Annotated in this window: 22 protein-coding genes and 3 pseudogenes; 8 read left to right on the top strand and 17 right to left on the bottom strand. The window is 70.4% G+C overall.

Going from position 1 to position 25,491, the window contains the following annotated elements:
- Positions 1 to 82: 82 nt before the first annotated feature.
- The 10 genes and pseudogenes from IH68_RS57780 to IH68_RS0103980 form a co-directional block, all read right to left on the bottom strand.
- Positions 83 to 298: a hypothetical protein gene (locus IH68_RS57780; RefSeq protein WP_234341205.1), complete on the bottom strand. Its 216-nt coding sequence runs from the start codon at positions 296 to 298 to the stop codon at positions 83 to 85.
- Between the two features lie 292 nt (positions 299 to 590).
- Positions 591 to 845 (bottom strand): annotated as a pseudogene (locus IH68_RS0103940) (hypothetical protein); the annotation flags it as partial.
- A 20-nt stretch (positions 846 to 865) separates the two neighbouring features.
- Entirely contained in the window at positions 866 to 3,016 is a 2,151-nt protein-coding gene (locus IH68_RS0103945; protein WP_030928321.1) for a beta-galactosidase, read from the bottom strand.
- A 40-nt stretch (positions 3,017 to 3,056) separates the two neighbouring features.
- Positions 3,057 to 3,221, bottom strand: a pseudogene (locus IH68_RS52685) (carbohydrate ABC transporter permease); the annotation flags it as partial.
- Positions 3,222 to 3,361: 140 nt separating this feature from the next.
- Positions 3,362 to 4,501, bottom strand: coding sequence for a LacI family DNA-binding transcriptional regulator (locus tag IH68_RS0103955; protein WP_078912303.1), 1,140 nt, complete (start codon positions 4,499 to 4,501; stop codon positions 3,362 to 3,364).
- Positions 4,502 to 4,683: 182 nt separating this feature from the next.
- A complete protein-coding gene (locus IH68_RS56255) occupies positions 4,684 to 4,827 on the bottom strand; it encodes a hypothetical protein (RefSeq protein ID WP_159403639.1) in 144 nt (47 codons plus the stop codon).
- 133 nt (positions 4,828 to 4,960) lie between these two features.
- The gene (locus tag IH68_RS51650; RefSeq protein WP_051833154.1) at positions 4,961 to 6,595 is read right to left on the bottom strand and encodes a serine/threonine-protein kinase; all 1,635 of its coding nucleotides are present in this window, start codon (positions 6,593 to 6,595) and stop codon (positions 4,961 to 4,963) included.
- Between the two features lie 106 nt (positions 6,596 to 6,701).
- Positions 6,702 to 7,733, bottom strand: coding sequence for a zinc-dependent alcohol dehydrogenase (locus tag IH68_RS0103970; protein ID WP_030928330.1), 1,032 nt, complete (start codon positions 7,731 to 7,733; stop codon positions 6,702 to 6,704).
- Positions 7,730 to 8,590, bottom strand: a complete 861-nt coding sequence (locus IH68_RS0103975) for a fumarylacetoacetate hydrolase family protein (RefSeq protein ID WP_030928333.1) — start codon at positions 8,588 to 8,590, stop codon at positions 7,730 to 7,732. Before IH68_RS0103975 ends, IH68_RS0103970 begins: the two co-directional genes overlap by 4 nt.
- A gap of 62 nt (positions 8,591 to 8,652) precedes the next feature.
- On the bottom strand, positions 8,653 to 9,477 hold the full coding sequence (locus IH68_RS0103980; RefSeq protein ID WP_030928335.1) for an IclR family transcriptional regulator: 825 nt from the start codon (positions 9,475 to 9,477) through the stop codon (positions 8,653 to 8,655).
- A 47-nt stretch (positions 9,478 to 9,524) separates the two neighbouring features.
- On the opposite strand from IH68_RS0103980, the gene IH68_RS0103985 reads away from it, so the two are divergent.
- From IH68_RS0103985 to IH68_RS0104000, 4 genes are all read left to right on the top strand, one after another.
- Positions 9,525 to 11,240, top strand: coding sequence for an IlvD/Edd family dehydratase (locus tag IH68_RS0103985; protein WP_030928338.1), 1,716 nt, complete (start codon positions 9,525 to 9,527; stop codon positions 11,238 to 11,240).
- A 700-nt stretch (positions 11,241 to 11,940) separates the two neighbouring features.
- Positions 11,941 to 12,696: an SDR family oxidoreductase gene (locus IH68_RS0103990; protein WP_030928341.1), complete on the top strand. Its 756-nt coding sequence runs from the start codon at positions 11,941 to 11,943 to the stop codon at positions 12,694 to 12,696.
- Positions 12,697 to 12,737: 41 nt separating this feature from the next.
- Entirely contained in the window at positions 12,738 to 13,424 is a 687-nt protein-coding gene (locus IH68_RS0103995) for a TetR/AcrR family transcriptional regulator (protein ID WP_030928343.1), read from the top strand.
- A gap of 217 nt (positions 13,425 to 13,641) precedes the next feature.
- Positions 13,642 to 14,556 (top strand): alpha/beta hydrolase, encoded by a 915-nt coding sequence (locus IH68_RS0104000; protein WP_030928346.1) that lies wholly within the window; start codon positions 13,642 to 13,644, stop codon positions 14,554 to 14,556.
- A gap of 159 nt (positions 14,557 to 14,715) precedes the next feature.
- Here IH68_RS0104000 and IH68_RS49595 read toward each other — a convergent pair whose 3' ends face one another.
- On the bottom strand, positions 14,716 to 15,282 hold the full coding sequence (locus IH68_RS49595) for a DUF6262 family protein (protein WP_234341207.1): 567 nt from the start codon (positions 15,280 to 15,282) through the stop codon (positions 14,716 to 14,718).
- Between the two features lie 172 nt (positions 15,283 to 15,454).
- Between IH68_RS49595 and IH68_RS57785 the strand changes: the two genes are divergently transcribed.
- Positions 15,455 to 15,973, top strand: coding sequence for an enoyl-CoA hydratase/isomerase family protein (locus tag IH68_RS57785; RefSeq protein ID WP_078912305.1), 519 nt, complete (start codon positions 15,455 to 15,457; stop codon positions 15,971 to 15,973).
- 61 nt (positions 15,974 to 16,034) lie between these two features.
- Here IH68_RS57785 and IH68_RS57795 read toward each other — a convergent pair whose 3' ends face one another.
- Both IH68_RS57795 and IH68_RS57800 read right to left on the bottom strand, forming a co-directional pair.
- Positions 16,035 to 16,838 carry a nuclear transport factor 2 family protein gene (locus IH68_RS57795; RefSeq protein ID WP_234341225.1) on the bottom strand — a complete coding sequence of 268 codons (804 nt, stop codon included), beginning with the start codon at positions 16,836 to 16,838 and terminating at the stop codon, positions 16,035 to 16,037.
- Positions 16,827 to 17,762 (bottom strand): annotated as a pseudogene (locus tag IH68_RS57800) (NADP-dependent oxidoreductase); the annotation flags it as partial. The pseudogene IH68_RS57800 and the gene IH68_RS57795, both read right to left, overlap by 12 nt.
- Before the next feature lie 87 nt (positions 17,763 to 17,849).
- On the opposite strand from IH68_RS57800, the gene IH68_RS0104020 reads away from it, so the two are divergent.
- The gene (locus IH68_RS0104020; protein WP_107057397.1) at positions 17,850 to 18,860 is read left to right on the top strand and encodes a GlxA family transcriptional regulator; all 1,011 of its coding nucleotides are present in this window, start codon (positions 17,850 to 17,852) and stop codon (positions 18,858 to 18,860) included.
- 380 nt (positions 18,861 to 19,240) lie between these two features.
- Here IH68_RS0104020 and IH68_RS0104025 read toward each other — a convergent pair whose 3' ends face one another.
- The 3 genes from IH68_RS0104025 to IH68_RS0104035 are packed head-to-tail and all read right to left on the bottom strand — an operon-like array spanning position 19,241 to position 22,440.
- The gene (locus IH68_RS0104025) at positions 19,241 to 19,744 is read right to left on the bottom strand and encodes a DUF6262 family protein (RefSeq protein ID WP_051833156.1); all 504 of its coding nucleotides are present in this window, start codon (positions 19,742 to 19,744) and stop codon (positions 19,241 to 19,243) included.
- A gap of 37 nt (positions 19,745 to 19,781) precedes the next feature.
- Positions 19,782 to 22,052, bottom strand: coding sequence for a tyrosine-type recombinase/integrase (locus tag IH68_RS56980; RefSeq protein ID WP_199931836.1), 2,271 nt, complete (start codon positions 22,050 to 22,052; stop codon positions 19,782 to 19,784).
- Positions 21,973 to 22,440 carry a hypothetical protein gene (locus IH68_RS0104035; RefSeq protein WP_030928362.1) on the bottom strand — a complete coding sequence of 156 codons (468 nt, stop codon included), beginning with the start codon at positions 22,438 to 22,440 and terminating at the stop codon, positions 21,973 to 21,975. Before IH68_RS0104035 ends, IH68_RS56980 begins: the two co-directional genes overlap by 80 nt.
- 396 nt (positions 22,441 to 22,836) lie before the next feature.
- Here IH68_RS0104035 and IH68_RS56270 point away from each other — a divergent pair, with 396 nt between their 5' ends.
- Positions 22,837 to 23,055: a hypothetical protein gene (locus IH68_RS56270; RefSeq protein ID WP_030928365.1), complete on the top strand. Its 219-nt coding sequence runs from the start codon at positions 22,837 to 22,839 to the stop codon at positions 23,053 to 23,055.
- A gap of 203 nt (positions 23,056 to 23,258) precedes the next feature.
- The gene (locus IH68_RS0104045; protein ID WP_030928368.1) at positions 23,259 to 24,092 is read left to right on the top strand and encodes a PIG-L family deacetylase; all 834 of its coding nucleotides are present in this window, start codon (positions 23,259 to 23,261) and stop codon (positions 24,090 to 24,092) included.
- A gap of 86 nt (positions 24,093 to 24,178) precedes the next feature.
- Here the strand turns inward: IH68_RS0104045 and IH68_RS0104050 are convergent, their stop codons facing one another.
- Positions 24,179 to 25,453 carry a trans-sulfuration enzyme family protein gene (locus IH68_RS0104050; protein ID WP_051833196.1) on the bottom strand — a complete coding sequence of 425 codons (1,275 nt, stop codon included), beginning with the start codon at positions 25,451 to 25,453 and terminating at the stop codon, positions 24,179 to 24,181.
- Positions 25,454 to 25,491: the final 38 nt, after the last annotated feature.

Genomic DNA, 25,491 nt, shown 5'->3' on the forward strand with positions numbered 1-25,491 from the left:
CCGTCGTGCGTGCCGCGGCCTGCGGGGGCCGGCGCCGGGTCGTCCTCGGAGGCCACTCCTGGGGCGCCACCACGGCCATGGCCTACGCCGCCTGGGACTTCGGCGGCAGCCCCGGGTACCGGGATCTGTCCGCCCTCGTACTCGTCGACGGCGGGGTGCGCGGAGCCTTCGACGGGACCGGGGAGCCGGTGCACAACGCGCCGGAGGAGGTGCGCGAGCGGCTGGCCGCCATCGACGGCGGAGCGGTCTTCGACATGACCCTGAGCGCGGTCGGGCTGGGCAGCCGGGCGGAGAGCACGCAGATCTGGTACCAGCTCGCGGGCTGGTACGCCGACCGGGACCGCAGGGCCGCTCGGTCCTGCAGCCCCGGATGCCCGGCGCCCTGCGACCACCGCAGCCCGTCACCAACGCCGGACTGCTCGGCACGCTCGTGGATGCCTCATTCGGCTGGCCGAACGACATCAGCGTCCACTCCGGTCACCTCCCGACAGCGGCGACGTGCGCGGCTGGGCCGACACGGGAATCACTCCCGTCGGCCGCGTCGCGACGGCCTACGCGGGCGGCCCCGAACCGGCCGTGTGGGAGTGGTACTGGCCGGCGAGGCTGCCCGTCGTCGGCACGACCGTGGACTTCTCGAACGAAGCGACCAGGCGCCCGCTCGGCAGCTGCGCCGACTTGGGGTAGATCGCGCAGTTGCCCCGCCCCTTCAGACACGGCTCGTTCCCGAGCTGGTACAGGATCCCGCCCGTCGGGTTGTACGCCCGCGCACTGGCCATGGGTATCACCAGCATCGCGGATGCCGCGGTGAAGGTTCCCAGTGCTCTGGCGAGTCTTCTTCTGTGCATGGCCCCTCCTCGGGGGTGGGTCACGGGTGGGTGGGGCTGATGTCGGTGGCGACGAGAACGCGTACGTCCCACGGGCCGAGCTCAAGTGCCGTGCCTGCAGGGACGGTTGTGCCGTCGAGGGCGTCGGAGAGGTTGGCCGGCGCGGGCACGCTCGCGGGCTCCCAGCTCCAGTTGTGGACGATGTGGACGTGGCGTCCGCCGGGCGAGGTACCGGTCGTCGCCGTGACCGGGGTCGGCAGGTCCCGCCAGCCGTGGCGGGCCGACGGCGTCAGCCACTCGGCCAGCGCCCGGGCGAGGTCACGACCGGGCACCGTGCCGACATACGTGACCTGGCCGACGCCGTGGCGGCGGGTGGTGACCGCGGGCCAGCGGCCGAAGTGCGGGTGGTCGTAGGCGACGAGCACGTCGGCGTCGGCGACGGTCAGGCCGTCCGCCCACTGCGTCGCCGTAGCGCCCTCGGGAAGGTGGAGCGGGCTGTCCGGAGCGGCCCGCACGGGTATGTCCCGTACCAGGTTGCTGAACTCGTCGTAGCTGACGCCCGCGACGCCGGTGAGACGCCCGGGGGCCGGTTCGGTGCGGGCGCGGGCTTCATGGTCGGCATAGCCGGTGCGTGGGCCGAGGACCAGGTGGCCGCCCGCGCGGGCGTAGTCCGCGAGCCAGTCGAGCATCTCGTCGTGGGCGAGGTAGAGCGCCGGGACGACGAGGACGGGGTGACGTTGGACGGCCTCCAGCGGAGTCATGCCCTCCCGTTCTCCGCTCGGGTCGTGCAGCTGGCGGGCATGGACGATGCGGACCTGGCGGCCGGCGTCGAAGGCGCCGCGGTAGAAGGGGTCGAAGATGCGGTGATAGGCGGCCGGGTCCGGTTGACCGTCGGGCCTGGCCAGCGGCGGGTACTTCTGCATCAGCCACTTGCTCGGCGTCGAGTACACCATCGTGATGTCGGCGTCCGGTTCGAGCCCGGCGACGAGCGCGCCCGCGGTCTCGAACTCCCCGCCCAGCCGGGCGAGTTCGGCGTACGTCCGCCCGGGCCGGCCGGTGTGCGGGAGGATGCCGCCCCAGTAGGTCTCGGCACCGAAGTGCAGGGTGTGCCAGTGCCAGTACTCGATCATGCGGGCGCCGCGCGCGACGAGTGCCCAGGCGGCCTGGCGCCACTGGCCGTCGTAGGCAGGGCGGTTGTCCCAGGGGAAGCCGATGGAGCCGGCGTTGGTCTCGGTGACGAGGAAGGGCTCCTGGCGGGAGGAGAACATCCAGTCGGCGGTCTGGTACAGCGCCCACACGCCGGTGGTCTTCCAGAGCTGCTCGTGGCCGTCGGGCGTGGGGTCGGGCAGCAGCAGGCCGTCCTGCATGTCGTAGTACGGGTTGCCGGAGGCGATGTCGAGGCGGTCGGTCAGCTCGTCGTCCTCCACCGCCGGGCGGGTGTAGGAGATACAGGTGGTGACGAAGTGGTCGGGGCGGGCGTACTCGCGCACGATGTCGGCCTGCCAGCCGATGAACTCGGTGACCTGGCGGGCCTGGAACGCGCGCCAGGCGACGTCGTACTGCGGCTGCGCGTTGCCGTCCGGGGTCCACAGGTCCGCCCACGTGGACAGCCGGTGCGACCAGTACACCAGTCCCCACTCGCGGTTGAGGGTCTCCACGTCGCCGTACGTCTCGCGCAGATGGTCGACGAAGCGCTGGAAGACGCCGTGGTTGTGGAAGAGCTCCAGGCCCGGCTCGTTGTCGACCTGGAAGCCGATCACCGCCGGGTGGTCGGCGTAGCGGGCGACGATACGGCGGATCACGCGCTCGGCGTGGAAACGGAAGGCCGGGTGGGTGAAGTCCACCTCCTGCCGGGCGCCCCAGCCGATGCGCTCGCCGGTGTGCCGTTCGCCGGTGATCTCCGGGTACTGGCGGGCCAGCCATGGCGGCACCGCGTATGTCGGCGTGCCGAGGACGACGGAGATGCCGCGTTCGTGGGCGCCGTCCAGCACCGGTTGCAGCCAGTCGAGGTCGAAGCGGCCGTTGTCCGGCTCCCAGGTCGACCAGACCGACTCGCCGACGCGGATGACGCTGACGTGGGCGTCGGCCATCAGGTCGAGGTCGGTCTTGAGACGTTCGGCAGGGCGTTCGTACGGCTGGTACTCGTGGTAGTACGCGGCACCGAACAGGACGCGGGCAGGCAGAGCCGCCATGAAGGGAAACCTCCGGGGGGAAGGGGGAGACGGGGGAGGGCTACTGCTTGACGCCGCCGGTGGCCAGGCCGCTCTGCCAGTACCGCTGGAGCATCAGGAAGGCCACGACGAGCGGGATGATCGAGAGCAGCGAGCCGGTCACGACGAGCGCGAGCATGTCGCTGCTGGCGCCTGCCCCGCCGTTCTGGGCCTGCGCGGCTTGACTCGGGCCCGTTGAGGTCAGGGGCGGCTCTGCGACGCCGGTCCGACGGGGGCGCTCGTGGAGCGGTGCGCGATCAGTACAGCGGCTCGTTCAGGGGTCGCGCGCCGTTCAGCGGCTGTGGTCGGCTCGGCTTGCGGAGGGGTTCAGTGGCGGGTGGTAGCGCCTCCGTTCGCAAGAGGCGGACTGGATGTCCTGCCGTCACCGGAGGCGGTGCGCCGCCCGCGGGCCGGGGTCTTCCGGCTCGGCGGCGGCGCGGTCGAGGCGCGGACGACGAGGTCGACCGGCGGGCCACTCGGCGGCAAGGGCTCTGCCTTCGGGTTCTCGATGGCATGCACCAGGCGCTTGAGCCCTTCCTGGGCCACGGCGTCGAACGGCTGCCGCACCGTGGTCAGGGGCGGAGTCACATAGGCGGCGACCGGGATGTCGTCGAAGCCGACGACGCTGACGTCCTCCGGCACACGTCGGCCGGCCTCCGTCAGCGCGCGGATCAGGCCGATCGCCATGTCGTCGTTGGCGGTGAAGACAGCGGTGACGCCGCTGTCCTCGGCCAGCTCCCGTCCCGCCCGGTAGCCGGAGGCGGCAGACCAGTCGCCCGCGACGACCGGGGGCACCTCCCGCTCCTGTGCGGTCAGGGCCGCCTGCCATCCCTCCAGGCGGTCCCGGGCGGCGTACCACCGCTGCGGACCGGCGAGGTGATGGACCGTCATATGGCCGAGGTCCAGCAGGTGTTCGGTGGCGGTCCGGGCCATCAGGTCGGCGCCGTTGCCCGCGGTCAGCACCGTGGGCGCCGTGACGGGCGGCGGGGCACCGATGACGAGGACCGGAACGTCCAGGCGGAGGGAGGGTGCTCCGCCCTCGGCCTGCTCGTCGATCGGTTCGGAGATGACGATGCCGTCCACGCCCTGATCGAGGAGCGAGTCCATGGCACCCGCGACGCCCGCCGGGTCGCCCTCCATCGTGTTGACCACGCGAAGGGCGTAACCGGTGTCCCGGACGACCCGCTCGACACCCATGAGCAGCGAGGCGGGTCCGTACAGCGCCGTTCCCAGCGTCACCACGCCGATCGAGCGGGTGCGCCCGGAGGCCAGCGCGCGGGCGGCGTTGTTGAGCCGGTAGCCGAGCTGCTCGGCGGCGTCGAGCACCCGCCGTCGTACGTCGGCGGAGACGTACGGCTCGTCGTTGAAGACCCGGGAGACCGTCTTCTGCGAGACACCCGCGAGCCGGGCCACGTCCACGCTGCGCGGCGCGGAGGAGCCTGCGCCCCGCCCTGTCCCTCGCGTCATGGTGCCTCCCGGTGGCCATTGGACGGAGCTCAATGATGCCATTCGCAGTCCGGCCGACGGTGGGACTGACTGCGCTGTCATGTCTGCGTAGTCATGTCTACGCAGTCATGGGGTCGGCGTCAAGGGTTCGGAACGCATCCGTAACCCCGGGGGGCAGGGGGCGGGGGAGGGCGGACTCGGCGCTACAGGATGCCGATGTTGGTGAGCGGGATGTTCCAGTCGTTGCTCTCGACGTCAGCACGGCCGTCCCGGGCCGTGGCCGGTACCGCGAACAGCAGCAGCCCGGCGACGGCAATGGCCAGGACGGCGGCGACACGACGCTTCACGGTTCCTCCTCCACGACGACAGTGCCGCCCACCCTGCTCCGGGCCGGCCGCCCCGCCGGCCCGGACACGCCGCGCGGCCCGAGGAATCAGCCGCTCGGTGGCGGCCCCTCCGGCGATCGAGCGGCCGGGGCAGTCAGTGCCCCGACAGTTCGGCGGCGGTGAAGCGCTCGAATCCCGCGTGGAAGGCCGTGCCCTGCGGATCGGTCGCGCTGTAGTGGAAGGCGGCCACACCGCAGCCCCGCGCGTCGAAGGCGGCTCCGGTGTACGAGGCGACCCGGGTGCCGTCGACGGCGAGCTGGACCTTGATCCGGCCCGCGCCGGCCGAGGAACAGGTCATCGACATGTCCACCTGCTGCTGACTCGCCACCTTCAGACCCAGGTCCGTGAGGTCGGCCTCGACGACCCGGTCATGCTGAAAGGTCCCTTTGAACCGGAACTCCCGCACGATCAGGGCCTCCTGACCTGTCGTCAGATAGGTCGCCCAGCGGGAGCCCTGCCGGTAGTCCCCCGAGCCGTTGCACCACAGCCCGACCCCGCCCTCGCCCCCGTACCACTCCGCCTGGGTGCTCAGCCGTACCGCGAACGACGACGGCTCGAAGGGCGCCTGCGGCCACACCTCCAGCTCGGTCCTGGGGTCCACCAGCATGGTCCCGCCCTTGTGCGTGATCCTCGCCAGGGTCGGGTCCTTGTGCGACCAGTCGCCCGAGTCGGTCAAGTCATCTGTGTACGAAAGGGGCTGGGAGCCCGCGGAGCTCTTCGGCCTCCCGGCCGAGGACGGGGAGCCCGAGCCGTGGGCTCCCCCCGAGGAGGTGGTGCTCAGCACGACGCCGAGCAGCACGGCCGCAGCGGCACTGCCGGCCGCGAACCCCCACAGCCGCAGCTGCTTGGCGCTCCTCCCGGGGCGGGAGCCGTCCTTCCCGCGTTCGGACGGCAGAGGTGACTGAGGCATCCCCGACTCCGCCTGTGGACTCTGCGTCCCCTCCGCCGCCCCCGCGAGCCGGGTGACGAGCTGGGCGGCGGTGGGCCGCTCCGCCGGGTCCTTGCGCAGACAGTCGGCGATGACCGAGCGGACCGGCTCCGGCACCGCCGCGAGATCCGCGTCGCGCTCGCACACGGCGACGAGCACCTCGTAGTCGCTCTCCCCCTCGAAGGGATGCCGTCCCGTGGCGGCGAAGTACAACGTGCCGCCGAGGGAGAACACGTCGGTGGCGCCGCTGACCCTGAGCGACTTGACCTGCTCCGGCGACATGTACGCGGGTGAGCCGAGCACACTGCCCGGTGTGGTGAGCGCCGACTCGAGCAGCCGGTCGTCGCGGGCGATACCGAAGTCGATGATCCGCGGTCCGTCCGGGGAGAGCAGGATGTTGGACGGTTTGATGTCCCGGTGCACGACACCCACCCGGTGCACCTGCGCCAACGCGTGCGCGACGGCCAGCGCCACGGACTGCAGCCGCCCGGCGGCCAGTGGGCCGCCCGCGGCCACATGCTGGTGGAGCGTGGGCCCCGGGACGAACTCGCTGACGATGTACGGGTTCCGCCCGGACAGGTCGGCATCGAGGACCCGCGCCGTGGCCAGCTCACCGACCCGGCTCGCCGCACCGAACTCCCGCCGTACGCGGGCGAGCGCGACCTCGTCGTACTCCTTGCCCGGCAGCAGGAACTTCACCACGACCTGCCGCCCCGCCCGGTCCCGGGCGAGCCACACCACCCCTTGCCCGCCCCGGCCCAGCTCGCGTTCGCAGACGTACCCGCCCACCGACAGCTGCATCCGTGGATCCATGCCCCCGCCCCCAGCCCCGCCCCCGGTTCATGGCCGTTCTCCAGCGTATCGGCCCACTTGGGCTGTGACAGGGGTCTTGTCCGGGTTCCATGCCTCAGCCCGAGCCGGGATCCACATGGATCTTGGGGCCGGGGCCGGCACCGGGCGGGCGCTCGCCGGCGAGTACGGGGCCTGCCTCGTCGAGGGTCACGGTGGCGGCGACGAGTGGCCTGGGGTCGACCGAGCCCGTGGCGTAGGCGCGGATGGCGGCGTCGAGGCCGGGGGAGGCGGACAGGATGCCCACCGCGGTGACGTCCTTGAGGGCGAGGGTACGGGTGTCGATCCTGCTGGGTTCGCCGGCCAGCCCGATGTACACGACCCGGCCGGACGGCTCGACCAACTCCAGTGCTCTGTCCGGAAGATGGGCGGCGTTGGAGGCGTCGACGACCGCGTCGAAGGGCAGGTCCGGCAGGGCGTCCTCCGCCCAGACGTGCTCGAAGCCCAGCTCGCGGGCGAAGGCGAGGGAGCTCTCGGTGTTGCCCATGAGATGGACCTCCGCACCGGTCGTACGGAGGAACATCGCGGCCAGCAGCCCGATGGTTCCCGGTCCCAGGACCAGCGCCCGGTCCCCGGGATGCGGGGCGGCTGCCTGTGCGGCGCGCAGGGCGTTGCCGCCCGGCTCCACCAGCGCGCCGAGCACGGCGTCGACGGAGTCGGGCAGGGCGTGCAACGAGGAGGCGGGAATGGCGAGTTGCTCGGCCAGGGCGCCGGGCCGGTCCCCGCGCACGCCTACCTCCTGCCGCTTCTCGCACACGTGCTGATGGCCGCGCAGGCAACGGCGGCACGCACCGCAGCCGAGCATGGTGTCGCCCATGACGCGGCGTCCGAGCCAGCCGGGGTCGGCACCGTCGCCGACCGCCGCCACCCGCCCCGCCCACTCATGACCGAGCCGCATCGGGTAGGCGGCGTGGCCGTGGTGGAGATAGGCCATCGCGCCGGTGAAGAACTCCACGTCGGTGCCGCACACGCCCACCCGCTCGACGTCGACGACGACTTCGCCGGGACCGGCCACCGGCGCCACGACCTCCTGCACGGCGTACTCGCCCGGGCCGGTCAGGACGAAGGCGCGGATCAGGCGACGGCTCACCGGGGCGCGAGCACGTGCTGACGCTGTACGCCCAGTTGCTGGATGCCGAGTTCCATCACGTCGCCCGGCTGGAGATACACGGGCGGGGTGAGACCCATGCCGACGCCGGGCGGGGTGCCGGTATTGATCAGGTCACCGGGCTCCAGGACCAGGAACTGGCTCAGGTAGTGCACGACGAAGTACGGGTCGAAGATCATCGTCTTGGTGTTGCCGGTCTGCCGGCGCACCCCGTTGACGTCCAGCCACATGTCGAGGGCGAGGACGTCCTCGATCTCGTCGGTGGTGGCCAGCCAGGGGCCCGCCGGGTTGAACGTCTCCGCGGACTTGCCCTTGGCCCACTGCCCGCCCCGCTCCAGCTGGAAGGCGCGCTCGCTGACGTCGTTGACGACCACATAGCCGGCGATGGCCTCGCGCGCCTCTTCGACCGAGTCCAGGTAGCCGGTGCGCCGGCCGATGACGATGCCGAGCTCCACCTCCCAGTCGGTTTTGGCGGACCCGCGCGGGATCCGTACGTCGTCGTTCGGGCCGATCAGAGTGTTGGGCGACTTGGTGAACAGGATCGGCTCGTCGGGCACGGCCATGCCGCTCTCGGCCGCGTGGTCACGGTAGTTGAGGCCGATGCACAGGATCTGGTGCGGGCGGGCGACGGGGGCGCCGATGCGCTCCCCGGCGAAGCGGGACACCTGCCCGGCCGCCGCCCGCTCCGTCACGACGGGGCGGACGCGGTCGAGGCCGCCGGTGCCGAAGAACGCCTCGTCGAAGTCCGTGACGACGTCCGAGAGGTCTACGTAGGTCTCGTCGTCGATGCGGGCGACGGGCTTTTCGGCGCCGACGGCGCCGATGCGCATGAGGTACACGAGCTGGGTCTCCAGGGTGGGTTCGGGGGGATGGTGAGGGAGAGGGGCGGTCCTGCCGGTCTTCAGCGGTGGGGCTCGCCGAGGGGGCCGAGCAGGGCACGGATCTCGGCGGCCGCTTCGACCAGGGTGCTCAGCGGTGTCCGGTACGTCAGCGCACTGACGCTGACGGCCCCGGACGGCGCCCTCGGTGACGTCGCGTACACGGGCAGGGCGAGGCAGTTGACACCCGGCTCGTTCTCCTGGTCGTCGAGGGAGTAGCCCCGCTCACGAATGGTCTGCAGCTCCCGGTGAAGGCCGTCGGCGGTGCACAGGGTCCGCGGGGTGCGGCGCTCCAGGGCAGAGCCGCCGATCCACGCCTCGACCTCCTCCAGGGTCTCCAAGTGGCCGGCCAGCAGCAGCTTTCCGACTCCGGTGGCGTGCGCGGGGTTGCGGCCGCCCACCGTCGAGGTGAGCCGGACGGCACCGCTGGGCGGATCGACCTTGGCGCGGTAGACGACCTCGCGGCCGTCGAGGACCGCGTAGTGCGCGGTCTCGCCGAACCGCTGTGCCAGCGCCTCGAGGACCGGGCGGACGCGGACATGGTCGGGCCGGGCCTCGTGGTGGGCGAAGGCCATCCGCAGGAACTCGTCCCCGAGCGCGTAGTGGCCGCGGGTGTCCTGGCCGGCGAGACCCGCCCGGCGCAGGGCCGCTAGCGCCCGGTGCACGGTCGGCTTCGGACTGCCGATCACCTGGGTCAACTCCTCCAGACCCACGCCCTCGGGATACCGGGCAAGCTCCTTGAGTACGGCGAGCACCCGGTCCGACCCCACCAGCCGGCTGCTGTCGGCGCCGGTCGGGCCGTCCGCGCCGGGGTCTGTCGGACCCTCGTACGTCTGCGTACGCTTCATGATGTTCCGGACTCTAGAGCGCCGTACCGACTATTGGAAGAGGCTCCATGGGGACGCTCCGCAGCGCGCAGTGGTACGAGGGCCAGGACCGCAATGCCTACATCCACCGGGCCTGGATGCGGCGGGGCGTTCCGGACGACGCCTTCACGGGCCGCCCGCAGATCGCCATCGCCAACACCGCATCCGATCTGACTCCCTGCAATGCCCATCTGAACGAGGTGGCGGCCTCCGTCCGAAACGGCGTGTACGAGGCCGGCGGGATCCCGCTGGACCTGCCCGTGGTGTCGCTGGGGGAGACCCAGGTGCGGCCCACCGCCATGCTCTGGCGCAACATGGCCGCGATGGCCACGGAGGAGATGCTCCGGGCCAACCCCATCGACGGTGTCGTCCTGCTGGGCGGCTGCGACAAGACGATCCCGTCGCTGCTGATGGCCGCCGCCTCGGTGGACCTGCCCGCAGTCGTCGTGCCAGGCGGACCCATGCTCACCGGAACCTTCCGAGGCACGCCCCTGGGCTGCGGCACCGATGTGTGGCGGCTGTCCGAGGAGGTCCGCGGCGGCACCCTCTCCCAGGACGAGTTCACCCGCTCCGAGTCGTCGATGATCCGCAGCCGGGGCCACTGCAACACCATGGGCACCGCCTCGACGATGGCGCTGGTGGCCGAGGCTTTGGGCACGGTCGTGCCGGGTACGGCCGGAACTCCCGCCCCCGACAGCCGCCTTCTGGAGGCCGCGCACCGCACCGGCCGGCTGGCGGTGGACATGGTGGGCGCCGACCGGCGGCCCGGATCCTTCCTCACCAAGGCGTCCTTCCACAACGCGATCGTCGCGCTCGCCGCCGTCGGAGGCTCCACCAACGCGGTCGTCCACCTCCTCGCCATCGCGGGCCGCCTCGGCGTCGACCTGTCCCTCGACGACTTCGACCGCATCGGCTCCCGCGTACCGGTCCTCGTCGACCTCCAGCCGGCCGGCCGCTTCCTCATGGAGGACTTCCACCGCGCCGGCGGCCTGCTCGCCGTCCTGCGCGAAGTCCGCGACCTGCTCGACCCGGACGCCCTGACCGTCACCGGCAGCCCCCTGGTCGACTTCCTCGACGACGCCCCGATCTGGGACGAGGAGGTCATCCGCCCCCGGGCCCAACCGCTCGTCGCCGAGGGCGGAATCGCCGTCCTGCGTGGCAACCTCGCCCCCGACGGCGCCCTCGTCAAACCGGCCGCCGCCTCCCCGCACCTGCTGCGTCACCGCGGCCGGGCGATCGTGTTCGACTCGATCGAGGACTTCCACGCCCGTATCGACGACCCGGACCTCGACGTCGACGCCGACAGCGTGCTGGTCCTGCGCGGCTGCGGCCCCAAGGGCTACCCCGGCATGCCAGAGGTCTCGAACATGCCGCTTCCGAAGAAGCTCCTCGAACAGGGTGTCCGAGACATGGTCCGCGTCTGCGACGGCCGCATGAGCGGCACCGCCTACGGCACCGTCGTCCTGCATGTGGCCCCGGAGGCCGCGGCCGGCGGCCCGCTCGCGCTGGTGCGCACCGGGGACGTCATCGCCCTCGATGTCGAAGCCCGCCGTATCGAGGTCGAGGTACCTGCCGACGAACTCGCCCGCCGCACCCCCGACAAGGCCACCGTCATCGGTTTCGCCAGCCCCCGCCGCGGCTGGGAACGCCTCTACGTCGACCACGTCCTGCAAGCCGACACGGGCGCCGACCTGGACTTCCTCGTCGGCTCCAGCGGCTCGGAGGTGAGCCGCGAGTCGCACTGAGCACGGCGCTCGTGATCGTGCAGGCGCGCGGATGACGCAGGAAGCCCGCACCGCCGGGATCAAAGCATCGGACGGTGCGGTGTGGGTCGCCTCGATCCAGCCCTCGAGTAGTGGTGTTCTAGCGGGGGCAACCGTCGTGCAGCGTGATCCGGTGAGGATCAGTGCAGCTCAGCAGCAGTACGAAGGACGCTACCTCGTGCAACAGGTGTGGCGCTATCACCCGATCAGGTAAGGGGCGCGCCGTAGGCGCCCCGAGGCGATGCAGGCCTGCCCGGGCAGGCCTGCGCGCTGGTCGCCGTGGCCGACATCGAGTGTGGCGGCGACCTTGCCGCCGAAACCGTCAAGGTCCGCTCCACAGCCGACTGGCTACGACGCCCGGGGAGACGGTGTTCACGCGAACACCGCGCGGCGCCAGGTCCTCGCCGGTGGACGCCACTGCTGTGCCCGCATGGTCGCCCAGCGGCGCCTCACCTCCACCACCTTGCGGGGTCGCCCGGCGCTGGGAAAGCCAGCATCGGCTGGCTCGTCGCAGACGGCGGCGCCATGTCCTTGAGTCGGTGCCGGCCACCTTCTCCTGCAGTGCCGGACCGCTTCAGGTCCTTAAGGTAAGTGGACCAACTTGCCATGGAGGTAGCGCGGGAGCTACCTTCAAAGAGATAAGTCAATCGACTCACCTTCGACTCGGCAAGGAACAATGAACATGACTCGTCTTGCGGGCAAGCGCGCCCTCATCACCGGCGGCACGAGCGGGATCGGTCTGGCGACCGCGCAGCGTTTCATCGCGGAGGGGGCCGACGTGCTGGTCACGGGCGTAACCCCGGCCAGCATCGACAGGGCGCGGCAGATCCTCGGGGACAAGGTGCCGGTGGTGCAGGCCGACGCACGCGATCTCGATGCGCAGCGCGGCCTGGCCAAGCAGGTGGGTGAGCACTTCGGGGGGCTGGACGTGGCGTTCCTGAACGCCGGCGTCTCGGACTGGCGGTCGTTCGAGGACCACACGGAGGACAGCTACGACCGGCTCTTCGACATCAACGTCAAGAGCGTCTTCTTCCTGACGCAGGCCCTGGTGCCGGTGCTGGCCAACCCGTCCTCGGTCATCCTCAACGCGTCCGCCAGCGTGCACGGCGGCTACGGGCAGGCGAACGCCTACGCCGCGACGAAGGCGGCTCTCAGCTCCCTGATGCGGTCGTGGAACGCGGACCTGCTCAAGTCGCACGGCATCCGGTTCAACGCGGTCAGCCCCGGCCCGGTGGACACCCCGCTCTACTCCAAGCTCGGGATCGAGGACCCCGCGGTCCAGGCGGCGGTCCTGGAGGGGATCAGCGCCGGCATCCCGCTGGGCCGCATGGGTCTGCCCGAGGAGGTCGCGGAAGCCGTCGTGTACCTGGCCTCCGATGTCTCCGCCTTCGCTGTGGGCCAGGACCTTATCCTGGACGGAGGCCAGACCGTCCTCTGACGGCGAGGACGCGGCCGGGCGACGGGCGAGGGACGTTAGGTATGTCGGTGGAGGACCGAGCGGTAACCGGTGGCGACACGTGCCAGGCCGGGTATCACGCGCAGATCAAAGAGGAGAACCGCGCGCGCATCATCCGCGCCGCCCGCGACCTCTTCCTCGCGCGGGGATACGACAAGACCTCCCTCGCCCAGATCGCCAAGCAGGCCCGCGTCTCCACCGGCACCCTCTTCAAGCGGTACCCCACAAAGGCCGCGCTGTTCGCGGCCGTCACCTCCGAGCAATGGCAGCTGGACGTGGAGTACGCCGCACCGCCCCCGCCCGGTGATCCCCGGTTCGGTCTGGACCACATCGGCCGCGATTACGCCTGCTTGGTCGCGCGGCCCGGCACGGCGGCGCTGTGCCGGCTCATCATCACCGAGCTTCCCCAGATGCCGGAACTCGCCGACATCGTCGGCACCGGCTTCGCCATCGACCGCGGACCCTTCTTCGACCGGCTCCGCGACTACCTGGAGGCCGAAGCACACGCCGGCACACTCGACTTCCGTTCGGCCGACGGACAGCCGCAGTCCGCATGCGTCGTGGCCGAGCAGTTCCTCGGCATGATCTGCAGCCAGTTGCTGTGGCCTCAACTCGTACGGACCGACTTCGTCCCGCCCAACCCCACTGATCCCGCGATCGTGGACGAAGCCGTCGCCCTCATGCTCAAGCGCTACAGCACCGGATCCTGAACCCCGCACCACCACTTCACGCTGCCACAACCCCGATACGTCCCCTTACCGGGACAGGTGCACGCGCCCTCCCGGTACTGCCGGCGTACACCCCGGCCTTGCGCCCGGTGGCGTGAGCATCGACCAGTGATCAACGCGATCCTCCAGCACGTGCGAACCCGGGGCCGATGCCGGTCCCGCTGTGACGTGCTGTCCTTCTGACCGATAGAGGTTTCCCATGTCCCGATCCGAGCGCGACGCCCTGGACGCCATGCTCCGTTCCGCCCCCCGGAGCGAGACGCCCCCCACGGTGGCGGAACAACGCAGCGGATTCAGCGCGGCTCTCACCCGGCCCGCTGAAGCGGGCGTGGTCACCCGCCAGACCGTTCTGGGTGGACGGCCGGCCCTGGAACTGGAGCCGGCCGAAGTCTCCGGCCGGGGCCGGCTGCTCTACCTGCACGGTGGCGGCTACGTCGTCGGCTCACCGGACACTCACGAAGGGCTGGTCGGTGAACTGGCCCGCCGCCTCGGTTTGCGCGCGGTGTCGGTGGATTACCGGCTGGCTCCCGAACATCCCTTCCCGGCGGCCGTCGACGACGGGCTCGCGGCGTATCGCGAGCTGCTGGACGCGGGCATCGACCCACGCAACCTCGTCGTGGCTGGTGACTCCGCCGGCGGCGGCCTGAGCATCGCCACGCTCCTCGCAGCCCGGGACGCCGGACTGCCGCAACCAGCGGCCGTGGTCGTCTTCTCCCCGTGGGTCGACCTCACCCTCGCCGGTGAAAGCATGCGTGCCAAGCAGGACGCCGACCCCCTCTTCATCGAGGCCGACCTGCGCGCCCTCGCCGATCACTACGTCGGTGCGGGCGACCGGGCGCATCCCCTGGCCAGCCCGTTGTTCGCCGACCTCACCGGGCTGCCGCCGTTGCTCGTGCAGGTAGGGGCGAACGAGGTGCTGCTCGACGACGCGGTCCGGCTGGCCGGCCGTGCGGGCGCCGACGACGTCGAGGTCACGCTCGAGGTCGGGCCTGGCCTCCCTCATGTCTTCCAGCTCCACTACGGCCGTCTCGACGAGGCGGATGCCGCGCTGGACCGCGCCGCCAGCTTCCTCACCGCCCACCTGAGTGCCGACCGGCCCCAACCTGTCAACTGACGTCGGCGGCACCGGCCTTCACGTAATGTCACCGCGCCCCTGACTTTCCTGGGCCAAGGCTGAGAGCGGTCATCGGTCAGTTCTCACCCCTGTCCACAAACCAACCGTCCTGGTCCCCGGAGTGGGAGGACAGATCTGTGACGGGCCCGCCCCGGGGCCTCATCCAGCTTTACTGCCGGCGGGTGCGTCCTGGTTCCGGTCTCCACGCTGGTTGAGGGGCCGGGTCAGTTCACGATTGGCTTCCCGGGCTGCCTTCAGATCGGCCTTGCTCTCTTCCAGCGCCTCGGTCAATTCGACGTTACGCTGCTCGAGTCTCGTGATCGTTCGTTGCAGCTCCTCGATGTCGGTTGGAGCGCCAAGGCCGGACTCGCGCCAGGCCTGCTCGCCCAGTTCCTGACACAAGCGCCTCTCCAACTGCCGAATTCGTGCGGACAGGCGGACGGTGCGGGCCTGCGCGTTCGCGAGATCTGCCTGCAGCGGGGCCCTACTCACCGCGGAGGCACCCGACGACGGGTCCTGCTCAGGCGGCTCGAGCTCGGCGGCGTGAACAAGGGCGAGCAGATCCCGGTGCCGGTACAGGAAGGTCCGGTCCACCCCGGCCTGACGGGCGATGCCCGAGACCGTGATGCGGCTTCCCTTCTGTGCGGCGGCGGTGATGGCCTTCACGACCCGCTGGCGGCGCCGATCGCCGTCCGCCTTGCGGCCGGCGCTCATCGCGGAGCTCACGTAGTCCTCCTCGGTCGGACGTCGGGCAGGGGCTGGCCGATGCGAGGCACCCCGAGCATCACGCTGCGCCCGCGGCGGATGACCGAGACCGCCTGCTGGATCTGCGCTTGCTCCTCCGCGGTGAGGTCGTCGAGGTCCGCTTTGACGCGGTTGATCAGACGGAAGCCACGCCATGAGCCAGTCCAGCACGATCCGCCTTGAGCGGACGACTCCGCGGACCGCGAGGATCACGTTCTCGAATCCTCCCGTGAACCTGGTGGTTCCCGAGTCGATCGTGACGTTGCACAAGATCGTCTCGGAGCTGGAGAACGACCCGGACATCCAGGTCGTCGTCTTCGCCAGCGAGCTCCCCGACTTCTTCCTCAATCAATTCGACGCCGCCGCGGCCGCCGACCTTCCCACGCCCGAGCACGAGGACGACAACCCGTTGTGGACCGACATGGTCCTGCGGCTGAGCAAGGCTCCGTTCGTCAGCATCGCGGCCATCCGGGGCCGTACCCGGGGTGCCGGCAACGAGCTGGCCCTCGCCTGTGACCTGCGCTACGGCCAGCGGCCAGCTGGACGAGTGAAGGAGGGCGCGGGGCCCGATACGGGCGAGAGCGCAAGCAGGAGACGCGGCGGCGGATCATCGAGACGGCTGGGCGTCGGTTCAAGAGCGACGGGATCGACGGTTCGGGGATCGCCGCGCTGATGGCCTAATGCCGGTCGCTCTTGTGGGGGCTGGACACGATTCGCCCCGCCCCCGGCGGCTGTCAGAACATCGTGTTGTCGTTGGCGGCGGTCTCGGGCACGGCCTGTTCGGAGCTCCAGTGCTCGACGATCCTGGCATCGCGGACCCGGAAGAGGTCGATGACCGACCGGCCACGCTCGCCCGGCGTGTCGACGTAGTGGCTGTGCACGGCGACCAGGTCGCCTTCGGCGATGACGCGTTTCGGTGTGACACTCGACTGCGGGAACTTGTCGAAGTAGCTGCCCAGGTCGGCCTTGAGGCCGGCCGCGCCGTCGGAGATGGTCGGGCTGTGTTCGTGGTAGTCGGCGCCGACGTAGGTGTCGATGGCGGTCAGGTCCTTGCGGACCAGCAGTTGGTCGACGAACGCGGTGACCAGTTCCTTGTGGTAGGCGCTGAACCAGCGCTGCCCGACCGCGTCGGTCCGCGGCTCGCTGAGCGTGGCGAACATGTCGTTGCCGCTGGCCGTGGTGGCGGGCACTTCCTGAATGACGTCCCAGTGCTCGGCGATCTTGCCGTCCTGGAAGCGGAACAGGTCGAACACGGCCAGACCCTCGGTGCCCGGCACCATGACGTAGCGGGAGTGCAGCAGCACCAGATCGCCGTCGGTGATGATCCGGCGGGGCTCGAAGGCGGCCTGCGGGAACTGCTGTCGCATGGCGCCGCTGAAGTACTTGAGGGCGTCGGCTCCGTCGGGCGCCAGGGGGTTGTGCTGGATGTAGTAATCGGGCCGCACGACCCGATCGACGATGGCCGTGTCCCCGAGGACGAACACGTCATGCAGCAGTTGGCCGGCAAGGTGTGCCCTGCTGTCTCGGACGGTCAGCACGATCTTGCCGGTGGTGCGGCCGGTCTCGCCGAGCGTGTGCGCCTTCGCGGCCTCGGCGAGCGGGAAGGTGGCGTCGATGTGGGCGCGCAGTGCGCCGGTCTCGACGAGGGCGGCGATGGCCTGCATGCCGGCGTGGTCGGCCTCGACCAGCAGCGACTCGTAGCGGATCCCCCGCTCGGCGATCGCCGCCAGTTCGCCGGCGTCGACGGGTACCGGAAGGATCGAGACGAGGGTGCCGCCCGGGCGCAGCACGGCCACGGATCGGGCGCGGGCGGCGGAGTCGCGGGAGATCGGGTCGAGGACCACGTCGATGTCGCTGAGCACCTCGGTGAAGTCGACGCTGTGGTAGTCGATGACCTCGTCGGCACCGAGGGATCGCAGGAAGTCGTGTTTGGCGGCGCCGGCGGTGCCGATCACGTACGCGCCGCGGGCCTTGGCGATCTGCACGGCGAGGTGACCGACGCCGCCGGCCGCCGCGTGGATCAGGACTCGCTGCCCGGCCCGGACGCCGGCGGTGTCGACCAGTGCCTGGTAGGCGGTCAGCGCGGCCAGCGGCAGCGCACCGGCCTGGACGTGGTCGATGCCGGCGGGCTTGTGCGTGAAGACGCGGGCCGGCCCGGTCACGTACTCGGCGTGCGAGCCGACTCCGCCCGGGTAGGGCAGCATGCCGAAGACCTCGTCGCCGGGCTTGAACAGCGTGACGCCCACGCCGACGGCCTCGACGACGCCGGAGACGTCCCAGCCGAGCACCAGCGGCATCCGGGCGACGGTCGCGGACCGGGCACGGTTCCCCCAGTCGGTCGGGTTGACCCCGGCCGCGTGGACGGCGACCAGGATCTCGCTCACCCCTGGCGCCGGTTTGGGCAGCAGGGTTTCCTGCAGCACGTCGGGGGCGCCGTAGGTGTCCTGGCTGATGGCTCGCATGGTTTCGGTGTCCGTCATGGGCCCAGCCTGGCCGCCGTCACAGGCCCCTACAATGGCGTGATCGCCAATTTTCGACGGGATCCTGCCGTGATCAAGGTGCACCGCGTCGTTGTCCTCGCCTCGCACGGGGTGTACCCGTTCGACCTGGGCATTCCCCACCGCGTCTTCGGCGCCGCGGACGGCCGCTACGAGGTCGTGACCTGCACCATCGACGGTCGCCCGGTGCGCACCAACGCGGACTTCTCCATCAGCGTCGATCATGGCCCGGAGGCGTTGCGCACCGCCGACACCGTCATCATCGCGCCGTTCCACACCGGCAACCCCCGCCGTCAGACGTCGGTCGACCTGGCGCAAGTCCTCGCGTACGTGGCCCCCGGCACCCGGATCGTGTCGACCTGCACCGGCGCCTTTGTGCTGGCCGCGGCGGGGCTGCTCGACGGGCACCGGGCCACCACGCACTGGCACGCCACGGGCCTCTTCCGGGAGTGGTACCCGCAGGTGGAACTCGACCCGAACGTCCTGTTCGTCGACGAAGGCGACGTGCTGACCTCGGCCGGTGCCGCTGCCGGCATCGATGTCTGCCTGCACCTTGTCCGCAAGGACCACGGCAGCGAGATCGCCAACCGTGTGGCCCGCACCTGCGTCGTCCCCCCGTGGCGCGACGGAGGCCAGGCGCAGTACATCGAACACCCGGTTCCCGATGCAACGGCGAACGACACGTCCGCCGCCCGGCAGTGGGCGCTGCAGAACCTGCACAAGCCGCTGACTCTGAGCGACCTTGCCGAGCAGTCGAACATGAGCCAGCGCACCTTCGCCCGCCGCTTCAAAGAAGAAGTCGGCTTGAGCCCCGGACGCTGGCTCATCCAGCAACGCGTCGACCGGGCCCGGCAGTTGCTGGAATCCACCGACCTGCCGGTCGACGAGATCGCCGGCCAGGTCGGCTTCGCCGGCGGCACCTCGCTGCGCGAACACCTGCACGCCGCTATCGGCGTCACACCACTGGCCTACCGGCGGACCTTCCGAGGCGCACCGGCAACGAGCCGTGCCGCCGCGGCGGATGTTCGGCGGGACGGGCAAGCATGTCGCCCTGGACCGTAAAATTATGTACGTCATACCATCGGCTATGCTGGGGACCGGTATCGGTCGCGGGTATGACAGCAAACGCACCCGTGAGTTGCTCGACGAGATCGGCTTCGACGCCCACCTTCGCCGAATTCGAAGTCGACCTCCTGCGCATGCGCACCCGCGCAGGCACGGGCTAGTGTCTGTCAGCGCAGTGCCGTCCGAGAGTGCCTCTTTCTGGTTCACCTGCCGCGCCGTACTGGATTTCGGGTCGCCCCGAACCGCTGCCTCGGCGGTCACCTGGGCATTGCGAAGGCGCGGCCATCACGCCCGCCGGAGCTACGCCGAGCCCGTCAAGTTCTGGTCAGGTGACGACCGGGCTTGGCTGATAAGGCGCCTCGGACACCAGGGGACGACTATGACTGGTTCAGGGCGCGGGTGAGCTCTCGGTTCGCGGCCCGCGCGGCTGTCAGTTCCTCCTTGCGCTCCTCCAACTCACCACGTGTGTCTTCGAGTTCCTGTTCCAGCAGTGTGATGCGCCGCTGAAGGTTGTCGATGTCAGTGGGTGCCCCAAGCCCGGACGCGGCCCAGACACGCTCGCCAAGCTCGGTCGATAGGCGCTTCTCCAGTTGCCGCAGACGTGCGGCCAGGCGGCTGTTGCGTTCCAGGGCGTTGGCCAGGTCGGTCTGAAGCGAGGCACGGCTGACTGCTGCCACCGCCCCGTCCCCCGCCGGGGCCGTGGCAGCGGCGTGGACGCGTTCGAGCAGGTCACGGTGGCGGTAGAGGAAGGTACGGTCAACCCGGGCGGCGCGGGCGAGACCGGAGACGGTGATGTCTCCACCGGTCCGCACTGCCGTGTCGAGGGCCTTGAGGACCCTTTCGCGGCGGCGGGCGGAGTCCGCAGTTCTGCCTTCAGTCAATCGGCTGGTCACACGGAAGGCCTTTCAGGACGCGGGTTCAGCACGGGCGCAGCGACGCGGGGCATGCCGAGGGTGACGACCTGGCGGCTGAGGCGGACCACTGCGACGGCTTGCTGGATCTGCGTCCGGTCCTCGTCGGTGAGGTCGTCAAGGTCGGTGCGGACGCGCCGGACAAGCCGCCGTACACGAGTGAATTCCTCGTCGGACGGCACGCCTCTTCCCTGGCCCAGGTGTCGGCGCTGAACGCGGCGAGCCGTTCCCGACTGCGCAGCAGATCGGCGAGGTAGGCCTCCAGATCGGGAAGGTAGGACACGTCGGTGCGGAAGTGCCCGCAGCCCACACAGCGGAAGCGGACGGGGCAGTCGTGACCGCCGGCCGCGACGTTCGACGGCTCGGTGCACACCCCGTACGGCACCGCGACCTCCCCGACCGCGCGGCGGGCGTGCTCGGAATCCAGCAGGGCCTTCGCCCTCCGCCAGATCCGGTTACCGTGCCGGTCGAACTGCATCGCGGTGACCCTGTCGATGGCCTCCCGACGGCGCTGCTCGCCGACCCGGTAATAGCGTTGAGTGGTGGTCAACTGCCGGTGGTCCATGAGCTGGCGGAGCACGTCGACCGGTACGCCGGCGTCCGCGTGACGCTGGGCGTAAGTGTGCCGGTAGGCGTAGGGGAAGATCTTCTCCTTGTCGAAGCAGAGCTGTTTGGCCACGGGCTTCCCCTCCTCCTGCACGGTCATCGTCAGCGCCACGTCGGGCAGCGCTGCGACCCAGTCACGATGCTGGGTGAGCACATCGGAGATCGCCTTGGTCCCCTCGGGGTTGGACACAACGGAGGGCAGCAGCACAAGCCGGCCGAGCGCTGTGGCGGGGAAGCGGGCGCGGACCCGTGCCTGCTGCGCGATGATCAGCCCCGCGGTGGCTTCAGGGATGGGCAGGCGACGGCGCAGGCGCAATTCCTTTTGGTTGTCGTAGAGCAGGACGGGCTTGCCATCGGCGTCCCGGGTCAGACAGTCGTAGGGCAGGTGGCAGATCTCGAAGGGGCGCCGACCGGTGTCGATGAGCAGCTCGACGGCGACGCGTACCTCGCGGCTTGACTTCTCCTCCAGGACGTCGAGGTGGGCGCAGAGCTGACGCATCACCTCGTCGGGCAGGTCCTTGCCGGCTTCGGAGTCCTCGGGCTCGTCGGGGATGTCCTGGGTGAGCAGCATGAAGTCAGCGGGCAGGCCGTGCAGGGGCTGCCCGGACCGGGTCAGGCCCATGCTCCGCATCAGGCTGAGCCACTTCCTCACCGCGCGGGCGACAAAGATCCACGTGTAGGTGCTGATCTCCCCCGGCTCGGCAAGGAAGGCCAGACGGTTGCTGAAGTTGACGATGTTCTGGCGTTCCAGGAGCGCGGGGTGGGCGCCGTGGTCGTCGCGTTGCAGGTGCAGGCTGTCGGAGAGTTTGACGAAAGCGTTGATGTGGGTCTGCATCTGTCCGCGAGCCTGAACCCCGCGGCGCCGAGGCAACTCGTCGCACACGGCGGCTTTGACGGCTTCTCGCAGCCAGGGCTGGCGTACCCCAGTGAAATTGAGGTTTCCGGACCGGCCGAATGCCGCCGCATCCCATACATCCTTGTGCCGCTCGCTCTCGGGCGTCATGCCGAGCCGGCGTGACGCAGTGGTGAGCGCATTGAGAAGCGCCTGACGGCGTCGGCACAGCGATGCTGGGTCGAGCTCGTCCAGGGTCGATACCTGCCGGGTACGGGCAAGTTCGCACACCGGACGCAGATGCCACGGCGGCGTCTTGGTACCGCCCCGGATGCGTTCCTGCAGGCCGTAGATCACCTCGGCGACCACCAGCGGTGCCAGACCGCGCAGATTGACGTCGACGAACTTGTTCACCGCCCGCATCGCGCGCCGGAACACCTCGTCGCCGGGGAATGTCCCTTCCCTGATCATGCGTGTGCGGCGCTGTGTGTGCTGCAGGCAGTAGGCAGAGACCTTCCCTGACCGCTGCCGGTCACAGGCCGCAACCTCGCACGTCCCAAACGATGGCAGGGGGCGCACGGCCGGGTGACGCAAGAATTCTGGAAGGTCGAGATCCATCTTGACCCGCTGGTATTGGTGGGCACTGCACAGCTGCTGCGTCCGCGTCACCCATGGCCGTGAGCAGCCGACAACGGTACAGTCCTCCACCCCGTTGCGTCGACGGATGGGCCGGGGCGCTGCGACGAAGACCTCAAAGTCCTCATCTGCGCTTTTCCACCGTTTCTCGCAGTTGCGGCACAGCCCGCTCGTGGAGTACGCGACGCAACCGCACTCCACCACCCGGCACAGTGGCATCCAACCCGGCGGCCAGCACCAGCAGTGGTCCCTCCGGCCATCCGCCGTGCGCGGCGACGACGTCCGCCAGCGACTGCCCGCGGACGTACGACGTGGCCAGCCACGCCGGTGAGCCCTCCGCATCGGCGTCGACCACGGGCGCGGTGAAAGCGCCGCTCACCGCACGGGCCGCAGCCACCTCCCGGGCGAACCGCCGCCGGAACGACGGATCCTCCGACAGCTCCGGCCGCACCACCTTGACCGCGAACTCCCGCCCGCTGCGCGAGAGTCCGAGGCAGACGCGGCCCATCCCGCCCTCGCCCAGGCGCCCCACGATGCGGTACGGCCCGACTCGCTCGGAGTCCCCCGCCTCGACCGGCTTCGACAACTCCACGCCGCACCTGCCCCATTCCGCGCCGATGTCGCTTCAGCGTAGTCACCTGCGTAACAGCTCCTGCAGGCCGCTGGACGAAGAACAGGTTGCCGAGGTCAGGTGGGTCGCGCCCTCGATTCCCCCGCCGTCGGGAAGCAGGGAAGTCTCGATGGAGTGCGCCTTGGCGGTGGCCAGGGGACGACGGTTGCCCGAAGTCGTCTGCGCGCCTGACCCACGTCCCCGACCCGGCCCTTGTGCTGGCCGCGTTCGCGGGAGTCCTGCGTCCCGGCGGACACCTCGTGGTCTCCGATGCCCACCTGCTGGTGTCCTACCTCAGGCCGACACTGGCGCGCCGTCCCGGCCCGGACGGCCGCCCGTCCCTCCTTGCCGGGTACCACCGCCCGCTCAGCGGCTACCTTGCCGCAGCCCTCCCTCTCGGGGTTCCAGGTCCGCCACCGCGAGGAACCCCGCCGCCCGCGCCACTCCCTCGCCCCCGACACCGCCCCGGACCAGCTCCCGACCTGCGCGTCCTGGGGCCTGCTGCACCGGTGCCCGGAAGCGTCGGCCGTGGCCCTGGACGATTCCCAAATCGCGGTCATCTGGCACTTCCAACTCGACGGCACCGCGAAGAACTGAGCATCGACCGCACAGGGCCGAGCAGCCGCGCCGGGAACAGCCGGCCCGGCCGGCACGGTTGCATGGACCGAGGGACCGGCACCGCACGGGCGGGGAACACGGAGACCACCAAGATGTCCACCTCACCAGGATCCGGGCCCCAAGATCGCGGTACGCCCGCCGCACACTCGGACCAAGACGTATTTCTGCAGGAGGACTGATTCATGACTGACCGGCCCTTGACGCTCATGGCCGTACACGCCCACCCCGACGACGAGGCCACCGGAACCGGAGGGATCCTCGCGCGGTACGCGGCGGAAGGCATCCGTACGGTTCTCGTGACGTGTACCGACGGCGGTTGCGGTGACGGACCGGGGGGTGTCAAGCCGGGCGATCCCGGCCACGATCCGGCGGCGGTCGCCTTGATGCGCCGTCAAGAACTTGAGGCGAGCTGTGACGTCCTGAAGGTCAGCGATCTGGAGATGCTGGACTACGCCGACTCCGGAATGATGGGCTGGCCGAGCAACGACGCCCCCGGATCCTTCTGGCAGACCCCCGTGCAGGAAGGCGCGGCCCGACTTGCGGAACTCATGCGGCACTACCGACCCGATGTGGTCGTCACCTACGACGAGAACGGCTTCTACGGCCACCCCGACCACATCCAGGCCCACCGCATCACGATGGCGGCGCTGGAGATGACCGATCTGGCACCGAAGGTGTACTGGACCACGGCACCCCGCTCGATGATGCAGCGGTTCGGCGAGATCATGCGCGAGTTCGGTGAGGACATGCCGGAGCCCGATCCTGCCGAGACCGCCGCGTTGGCCGAGATCGGCCTCCCCGACGACGAGATCACCACGTGGGTGGACACCACCGCGTTCAGCGGTCAGAAGTTCGACGCGCTGGCCGCGCACGCCAGTCAGGGCGAGAACATCTTCTTCCTGAAGATGGGCAAGGAGAGGTTCGGCGAGCTGATGGGCATGGAGACCTTCGTACGTGTCCAGGACACGACCGGCGCGGCCGTACCCGAGAACGATCTCTTCGCCGGACTGCGCTGATCCGCCCGTCCCAGGTCGGGCGATCCCGTCCGAGTCGGCGATTCCTGCGTGAAGCCCGGGCGGTCTCCGGGCGGTCGGCCCGCTGTTCAGGCTCGGCTGCCCGTTCGTAGTCCTTCGCCGACCCGGTGGGTCATGGCACGGTGCTGGGTGGCGGCCTGGGACACGCCCGCCGTCACGGGGACCGGGTGACGTGTGGCGAGCGCCCGGTCGAGGTCGGCCATCAGATCGTCGGCGTCCTCGAGCCCGATGGAGAGCCTGACCAGGCCTGCGGCGGGTCGGGCCTCCGGGGCGACGGGCCGGTGCGTCAGCGATGCCGGGTGCTGGATCAGCGAATCGACGCCGCCCAGGGACACCGCGTGGGTGAAGAGGCTGACCGCCGAGGTGGCGTGCGCGGCCTGGTCGAAGCCACCGCGCAGGTCGATGGAGATCATCGCCCCGGTGCCCTTGAGCTGTCGGCCGAGCAGCCCCTGCGGGTCCCCCTCGATCCCGGGGTAGTGGACGCGGGCGACGCTCGGGTGGGTCGTCAGCCACGCGGCGATGCGCTGGGCGTTCGCCTGCTGGGCCCGCACCCGAACGGGAAGCGTGGCAAGTCCCCGGTGCAGCAGATAGGCGCCCAGCGGGTGCAGCAGACCGCCGGTGACCGCGCGGACCCGGCGCAGCGCTGCCGCCTGCTCCTGGCCGCAGGCGATGACACCGGCGATGACGTCGCCGTGCCCGCCCAGGTACTTGGTCGCGCTGTGCAGGACCATCGCGGCACCGAGGTCGACGGGATTCTGCAGGACCGGCGTCGCGAACGTGTTGTCGACGAGAACCGGAACGCCCTGCGCGGCCTCGACGACGGCACGGATGTCGACCAGTTCGAGCGTCGGATTGGCGGGCGTCTCCAGCACGATCATCGCCGTGTCGGGACGGATGGCGGCGGCGACGTCCGGTGCGGAGCAGTAGGTCACCTCGGCACCGAGGAGGCCCGAGGCCAGCAGATGGTCGGTACCGCCGTAGAGGGGGCGGACGGCGAGGACATGGCGGCGGCCGGTCTCCTTCATGGTCGCCAGGATCGCCGCGGTCATCGCCGCCATGCCCGAGGAGAACGCCACGGCGGCCTGGGCGTGTTCCATCTGGGCCAGCGCCGACTCGAACCGTGCCACGGTCGGGTTCCAGAGCCGCGCATAGACGGCTCCGCCCTCCGCGGTGGGCGTCCCTCCGCCCGCCATTGCCTCGTAGGACAGCCCGCCGGCGTCGATGTCCGGCAGCGGGTTGGTCGACGACAGGTCGATGGGAAGCGCGTGGACGCCGAGCTCTGTCAGGTCCTCACGGCCGGCGTGGACGGCCAGGGAGTCGAGTTGCAGATACGACGAGGTCATGCCCCAGAGGGTGAGGGGATCCACAACACTCTGCAAGA

The sequence above is a fragment of the Streptomyces sp. NRRL S-646 genome, from assembly GCF_000720765.1.
In the GTDB taxonomy this organism is placed as follows: Bacteria; Actinomycetota; Actinomycetes; order Streptomycetales; family Streptomycetaceae; genus Streptomyces.